Genomic DNA, 5,823 nt, shown 5'->3' with positions numbered 1-5,823 from the left:
TGGAACTGGGCACCCTGGCGACGCTCAAGCGCTTCAAGGACGAGGTCAACGAGGTTCCGTCCGGCCAGGAGTGCGGCATGATGTTCGCCGGCTTCCAGGACATCAAGGTCGGCGACACCATCGAGTGCTTCACCGTCGAAGAGATCAAGCGCCAGCTCGACTAAGGTCTGTTGGAGCTTCGAGATAGAGGGCGCGGACCGCAGGGTTCGCGCCCTTTTTTCTTCTCGCGCAAGGGTGGCGCCGCCCGGACTGGAATTCGCCCGATTTCAGGCTTAACCCTAGGGGCATGCGTATCCGGACCCTCCTGACTGTCAGCCTCGCCGCCGTCTTGCTGTCGGCCTGCGCCACCGCCACCCGCTATGACGCGGCCGGCGACGTCCACGCCCTGCTGGTGGCGATCCGCAACAACGACCACGCCGCCTTCGACGCCCGCGTCGACCGCCCGGCCCTGAAGGCCGAGATCGAAAGCCAACTGGTGCGCAAGGCGCGCGACGCCAACATGGGCGGCGGCTGGCAGGCGGCGGTGATCGCCCTGGCCGGCCCGGCCGCCGATATCGCCGGCGAGGCCCTGGTCCGCCCCGAGACCTTCCGCTACGCGGCCAACTACTACGGCTACACCCCCGACAAGCCGATCCCGGACCGGCTCAGCATCGCCGCCGGCCTGCGCTACATCGGCTCCGACCAGGTCTGCGCGGCCAAGGACAAGACGGGCCCCTGCCTGCTGACCTTCACGCTGGAGGGCGGGACCTGGCGGCTGTCGGGCTTCGACGCCGAAACGGCCAAGCGTCACCTCAAGCTTTGAGACGAAGGGTGTCGGGGCGCGCGACCATGCGAAAAGCCGGCCTGAAGGTCGCTCTCGGCCTGGCGCTGGCGTGCCTGGCGGCGGGCGCGGCCCACGCCGAGCGCAAAATGTACTCCTACGATCCGATCTCGCCCGACGCCAAGCGGCTGACCGGCGCGGGCCTGACGGTGCTGTTCGACAAGAAGCTGACCGGAACCCGGGTCATCAAGGTGCTGGCCACCGGGGTGCCGGTTCAAGGTCGGCTGGTCGACGGCCGCGAGAAGGACTTGGGCCAAGGCGGACTGAGGGCGATCAGCGGCGTCGACGCCGACGCGGCGCTGTACGAGATCGATCCCAAGTTCGAGCAGGGCAAGATCTACATCCGCGCCTTCTGCCCCGGCGCCACCCGCCTATGGCTCAGCTTCAGCCGGCTGGCGGTGCACCACGACCTGCGCGTCCAGGCGTTGGGCGACGACCCCAAGGGCGGCCCCGCGCGACTGTGCGGCACGCTGGACTTCTCCTATCGGGGCGAATGGAAGCTGCCGAAGGGCAGCCTGCCCGACCCGATGGAGGACTGGACCGGCGGCAACGGGCCGGGCTAGGGCCGGGTGCGCTAGGCTGGCAGCAGGCCGAGCACTAGCATGACCACGGCGAGCAGCATCATCGGGGCGGACCACACCTCCAGCGGCAGGCCCATGAAGCGATTGGGCGGGCGGTAGGTAAGGCGGTTCTTCCAGAGGCCCAGGCGTGGCACCTTCACGGGCCGGCGGTTGACCCGGCAGCCGACCACCCAGTTGACGACGGCCGCGATCACCGCGCCGACCGCCCACAGCCAGGGTGCGGTGTCGAAGATCTGCTCGCCGAACATCACGGTCAGCAGCGCCCCGAACACGCCGAACACGCCGATCAGGCTCAAGAGAGCCAGATAGCCTCGACCCGTCCACCAGAAAACCATTTGACGCTCCTGTAAGCTCAAGCTTGGAGGGATAGGCCGCTGTCTCGGTTGGCGCAATCTGGACGATTGAACAGCTGACACCGCGCCAATCTTTCGTGGCATGCTCTCGCAAAGGGCAGGGGGCGGACATGAGCGACGCGCTGGCGGGCTTTACAAAGTTCGAGTTCAACGACGGCCGGTGGACGCGGCCGGTCTATCGCCTCGGGTCCGGCCCGGCGGTGATCGTCATCCACGAGATCCCCGGCCTGCATCCCGCCGTGCTGGACTTCGCCCGCGACGTGGCGGCGCAGGGCATGACGGTGTTCTGTCCCAGCCTGTTCGGCGAACCGGGCAAGCCGGTGTCACGGCGCTATGCCGTGGAGTCCGTGGTCAAGACCCTGTGCGTTCGCCGCGAGTTCTTCGCCTGGCGATCAGGGCGCTCCAGCCCGATCGTTGATTGGCTGCGCGCCCTGGCTCGGCAGGTCCATGCCGAGTGCGGCGGCAAGGGCGTCGGCGCCGTGGGCATGTGCTTCACCGGCGGCTTCGCCCTGGCGATGATGACGGAGCCGTCGGTGGTGGCGCCCGTGTTGTCGCAGCCGTCCCTGCCCCTCCTGGACAAGTCCGGATTGGACTGCTCGGTCGCCGAAATCGCCTGCGCCAAGCGGCGGTTCGAGGACGAGAACCTGTCGCTGATCGCCCTGCGCTTCAAAAGCGACGCCCATGTCCGCGATGGTCGATTCAAGACGCTGAAGACCACGTTTGGCGACAGGGTCGACCTGATCGAGTTCGAGGATGCGGACGCCGCGCCTTACACCGTGATCCCGCCGCATTCGGTGTTGACCCTCCATCTGGATCGCGACCATCCGGACGGCCCCACCATGCGAGCGCGAGACAAGGTGATCACCTTCTTCAAGGCGCGGACAGGAGCGTAGGGCGGTCCCCGCACTGGACTTTTGTCCCCTACGCGCCTAGACACCCGCCTCCTATTTCTCCCCGCGATCCGGCGTTCGATCCGCCGGCCGGGCATCGAGGCGACCGCGCCATGAAGCGCCATTCTGAAAACAAGAAGAGCGGACCCGTCGGTCCGTCGCAACGCCAGCTCCGCGCCGGCGAGCTGATCCGCCACGCCCTGGTCGACATCCTGCGCGAGGAGGAGCTGGTCGATCCCGCCCTGCAGGGCGTGTCGGTGACGGTCTCCGAAGTGCGGATGAGCGCCGATCTCAAGCACGCCGTTTGCTTCGTCGAGCCCCTGGGCGCCGGCGTGGCGCCGCCGGTCGAGCACCGCGAGGCGTCCTTGCCGTCGCGCACCGTGGTTGTCCCCGGCAGCCCCGAGGAGGTGGTCGCCGGCCTCAACCGCGTGACCAAGTTCCTGCGCGGTCGTCTGGCCAAGGTGATCGACATGAAGTTCACGCCGGACCTGAAGTTCCTGCACGACGAGAGTTTCAACTCGGCCCTCTATATGGATCGCCTGTTCGACGACCCGCGTGTCCAGCAGGACGTGCGCCGCCTGTCCGACGTTATGGACGACGAGAACTAGAGCATGGCCCGCCGCAAGAAGGGCGACGCCGTCTCCGGCTGGGTTTGCCTGGACAAGCCCTATGACCTGACCTCGACCAGCGCCGTGTCGCGCGTGCGCCGGGCGTTCAACGCCCAGAAGGCCGGTCACGCCGGGACTCTTGATCCTCTGGCGACGGGCATCCTGCCCTTGGCCCTGGGCGAGGCGACCAAGACCGTCCCGTTCCTGATGGACGCCGACAAGGCCTATCGCTTCATGATCCAGTGGGGGCGCTCGACCACCACCCTGGACCGCGAGGGCGAGACCACCGACAGCAGCGACGTGCGTCCGACCCGCGAGCAGGTCGAGGCGGCTCTGCCCGCCTTCATCGGCGAGATCGACCAGATCCCGCCGAACTATTCGGCCATCAAGGTCGACGGCGAACGGGCCTATGACCTGGCCCGCGAGGGCGTGGAGTTCGAGCTGAAGACCCGCAAGGTGACGGTCCACGGCCTGCGCGTCAGCGCCGCGCCGGACGTCGATCACATCGAGCTGGAGATGGAATGCGGCAAGGGCACCTATGTCCGCGCGGTGGTCCGCGACCTGGCCGCGGCGCTCGGCGCCTGTGGACATGTCGACCAGCTTCGCCGCACGCGAGTCGGCCGGTTCAGCGAGGATTCGGCGATAGGCCTGGAAACCCTCGAGAATTTAAGCTATGAGGCCCGCCTGTCGGAGGCATTGCTTCCGGTCGAGACCGCGCTGGACGACATCCCGGCGCTGGCCGTGACCGATGAAGACGCCTTCCGGCTTGCGCAAGGACGCGCCATCGTTCTGCTCCCAAGGCAGGTGGAATCGTTGAAAGCCGTGCTCACGCCCGGCGATCGCACCGTTTCCGCCATGTCCGAAGGCAGGTTGGTGGCCTTGTGCGAGATGCGCGCCGGAAAGCTCAATCCGGTGCGGGTCTTCCAACTCACCTGAGCGGAGACAACACGATGTCGATCACTGCCGAGCGCAAGACCGCTCTTATCGCCGAACACGCCCGCACCGAGGGTGACACCGGCAGCGCCGAAGTCCAGGTCGCGATCCTCTCCGAGCGCATCGCCAACCTGACCGAGCACTTCAAGACCCACAAGAAGGACAACCACAGCCGTCGTGGTCTGTTGATGATGGTTTCCCAGCGTCGCAGCCTCCTCGACCACCTGAAGAAGTCCGATCTGGGCCGTTACACGGTCCTCATCGAAAAGCTGGGTCTGCGCCGCTAAGCCAGGCGCGATTTCGCCGCCCTACGCGAGTGGGGCGGCGAAATGCATTTCTAGCCACCGTTTCAAGACAGGCTGAAACGAATGGCCGCTCCGGTTCCCGCACCTCGCGGGTCCGAATGTACGTCCGAGGATCACGATCTTCGGGAGCCTGTCGAACTGGATGAGGAAATCTCGGGACCGCCCTTCGGCCGCCCGCCCCTGTCCGTCCTGAAGGAAATGGGTCCTTCGGAACCGAAAGAAGCAAAAATGTTCGATATCAAGCGCAAGACGATCGAGTGGGGCGGCAAGACGCTGGTCCTCGAAACCGGTCGCATCGCCCGTCAAGCCGACGGCGCCGTCCTGGCCACCATGGGCGAAACCGTCGTCCTGGCCACCGCCGTGTTCGCCAAGAAGGCGAAGCCCGGTCAAGATTTCTTCCCGCTGACGGTCAACTATCAGGAAAAGACCTTCGCGGCCGGCAAGATCCCCGGCGGTTTCTTCAAGCGCGAAGGCCGTCCGTCGGAAAAGGAAACCCTGGTTTCCCGCCTGATCGACCGTCCGATCCGCCCGCTGTTCGTCAAGGGCTTCAAGAACGAAGTCCAGGTCGTCGTCACCGTGCTGCAGCACGACCTCGAGAACGATCCCGACATCCTGGGCATGGTGGCCGCCTCGGCCGCCCTGGTCCTGTCGGGCGCCCCGTTCATGGGCCCGATCGGCGCCGCGCGCGTCGGTTACATTGATGGCGGCTACGTGCTGAACCCGACGCTCGACGAGCTGAAGGAAAGCAAGATGGACCTGGTCGTCGCGGGCACGACCGACGCCGTGATGATGGTCGAAAGCGAAATCCAGGAGCTCTCGGAAGAGATCGTCCTGGGCGGCGTCAACTTCGCCCACAAGGAAATGCAGACGGTGATCGACGCGATCATCGAGCTGGCCGAGCACGCCGCCAAGGAACCCTTCGACTTCCAGCCGGAAGACACCGACGCCCTGAAGGCCGAAGTGAAGAAGGCCGTCGGCAAGGACCTGGCCGCCGCCTACAAGATCCAAGGCAAGGGCGAACGCGTCGCGGCTCTCGGCGCGGCCAAGAACAAGGCCGTCGAGACCTTCGCCAAGAGCGACACCAACCCGGCCGGCATCGATCCGCTGAAGCTGATCTCGGTGTTCAAGGAACTGGAAGCCGACATCGTCCGTCGCTCGATCCTCGACACCGGCATCCGCATCGACGGCCGCACGGTCGACAAGGTCCGTCCGATCCTGGGTGAAGTCGGCATCCTGCCGCGCACCCACGGCTCGGCCCTGTTCACCCGCGGCGAGACCCAGGCGATCGTGGTCGCCACCCTGGGCACCGGCGACGACGAGCAGTTCATCGACG

General features: G+C 66.4%; 9 protein-coding genes. 8 read left to right on the top strand and 1 reads right to left on the bottom strand.

All coding sequences use genetic code 11. The features are described from left to right. The 3 genes from WAL33_RS04125 to WAL33_RS04115 form a co-directional block, all read left to right on the top strand. Nucleotides 1–164: hypothetical protein (locus WAL33_RS04125; RefSeq protein ID WP_422178767.1), on the top strand; the 164-nt coding region annotated here is incomplete at its 5' end. 122 nt (nucleotides 165–286) lie between these two features. Then, nucleotides 287–802, top strand: coding sequence for a DUF2939 domain-containing protein (locus WAL33_RS04120; RefSeq protein WP_422178765.1), 516 nt, complete (start codon nucleotides 287–289; stop codon nucleotides 800–802). 26 nt (nucleotides 803–828) lie between these two features. Then, the gene (locus tag WAL33_RS04115; RefSeq protein ID WP_422178763.1) at nucleotides 829–1,383 is read left to right on the top strand and encodes a hypothetical protein; all 555 of its coding nucleotides are present in this window, start codon (nucleotides 829–831) and stop codon (nucleotides 1,381–1,383) included. 11 nt (nucleotides 1,384–1,394) lie between these two features. Here the strand turns inward: WAL33_RS04115 and WAL33_RS04110 are convergent, their stop codons facing one another. Then, entirely contained in the window at nucleotides 1,395–1,736 is a 342-nt protein-coding gene (locus WAL33_RS04110; RefSeq protein ID WP_422178761.1) for a hypothetical protein, read from the bottom strand. A 128-nt stretch (nucleotides 1,737–1,864) separates the two neighbouring features. Between WAL33_RS04110 and WAL33_RS04105 the strand changes: the two genes are divergently transcribed. The 5 genes from WAL33_RS04105 to WAL33_RS04085 form a co-directional block, all read left to right on the top strand. Further along, entirely contained in the window at nucleotides 1,865–2,647 is a 783-nt protein-coding gene (locus WAL33_RS04105; protein WP_422178759.1) for a dienelactone hydrolase family protein, read from the top strand. Nucleotides 2,648–2,757: 110 nt separating this feature from the next. Next, a complete protein-coding gene (gene rbfA, locus WAL33_RS04100; protein ID WP_422178757.1) occupies nucleotides 2,758–3,252 on the top strand; it encodes a 30S ribosome-binding factor RbfA in 495 nt (164 codons plus the stop codon). Nucleotides 3,253–3,255: 3 nt separating this feature from the next. Then, nucleotides 3,256–4,188 carry a tRNA pseudouridine(55) synthase TruB gene (gene truB, locus WAL33_RS04095; protein ID WP_422178755.1) on the top strand — a complete coding sequence of 311 codons (933 nt, stop codon included), beginning with the start codon at nucleotides 3,256–3,258 and terminating at the stop codon, nucleotides 4,186–4,188. A 14-nt stretch (nucleotides 4,189–4,202) separates the two neighbouring features. Continuing rightward, entirely contained in the window at nucleotides 4,203–4,472 is a 270-nt protein-coding gene (gene rpsO / locus WAL33_RS04090; protein ID WP_056437057.1) for a 30S ribosomal protein S15, read from the top strand. 246 nt (nucleotides 4,473–4,718) lie between these two features. After that, nucleotides 4,719–5,823, top strand: a 1,105-nt coding sequence (locus WAL33_RS04085) for a polyribonucleotide nucleotidyltransferase (protein ID WP_422178753.1), incomplete at its 3' end; no start/stop codon positions are given.

Origin of the sequence: Caulobacter sp. (assembly GCF_049283275.1) — a bacterium.
Taxonomy (GTDB): Bacteria; Pseudomonadota; Alphaproteobacteria; order Caulobacterales; family Caulobacteraceae; genus Caulobacter.
This window is presented reverse-complemented; position numbering and strand designations above follow the sequence as displayed.

Bases quoted from the DNA above. Each gene is read 5' to 3' on its own strand.
- WAL33_RS04120 (WP_422178765.1), top strand. From the start codon at position 287: ATGCGTATCCGGACCCTCCTGACTGTCAGCCTCGCCGCCGTCTTGCTG.
- WAL33_RS04110 (WP_422178761.1), bottom strand. From the start codon at position 1,736: ATGGTTTTCTGGTGGACGGGTCGAGGCTATCTGGCTCTCTTGAGCCTG.
- rpsO (WP_056437057.1), top strand. From the start codon at position 4,203: ATGTCGATCACTGCCGAGCGCAAGACCGCTCTTATCGCCGAACACGCC.
- truB (WP_422178755.1), top strand. From the start codon at position 3,256: ATGGCCCGCCGCAAGAAGGGCGACGCCGTCTCCGGCTGGGTTTGCCTG.
- rbfA (WP_422178757.1), top strand. From the start codon at position 2,758: ATGAAGCGCCATTCTGAAAACAAGAAGAGCGGACCCGTCGGTCCGTCG.
- WAL33_RS04105 (WP_422178759.1), top strand. From the start codon at position 1,865: ATGAGCGACGCGCTGGCGGGCTTTACAAAGTTCGAGTTCAACGACGGC.
- WAL33_RS04115 (WP_422178763.1), top strand. From the start codon at position 829: ATGCGAAAAGCCGGCCTGAAGGTCGCTCTCGGCCTGGCGCTGGCGTGC.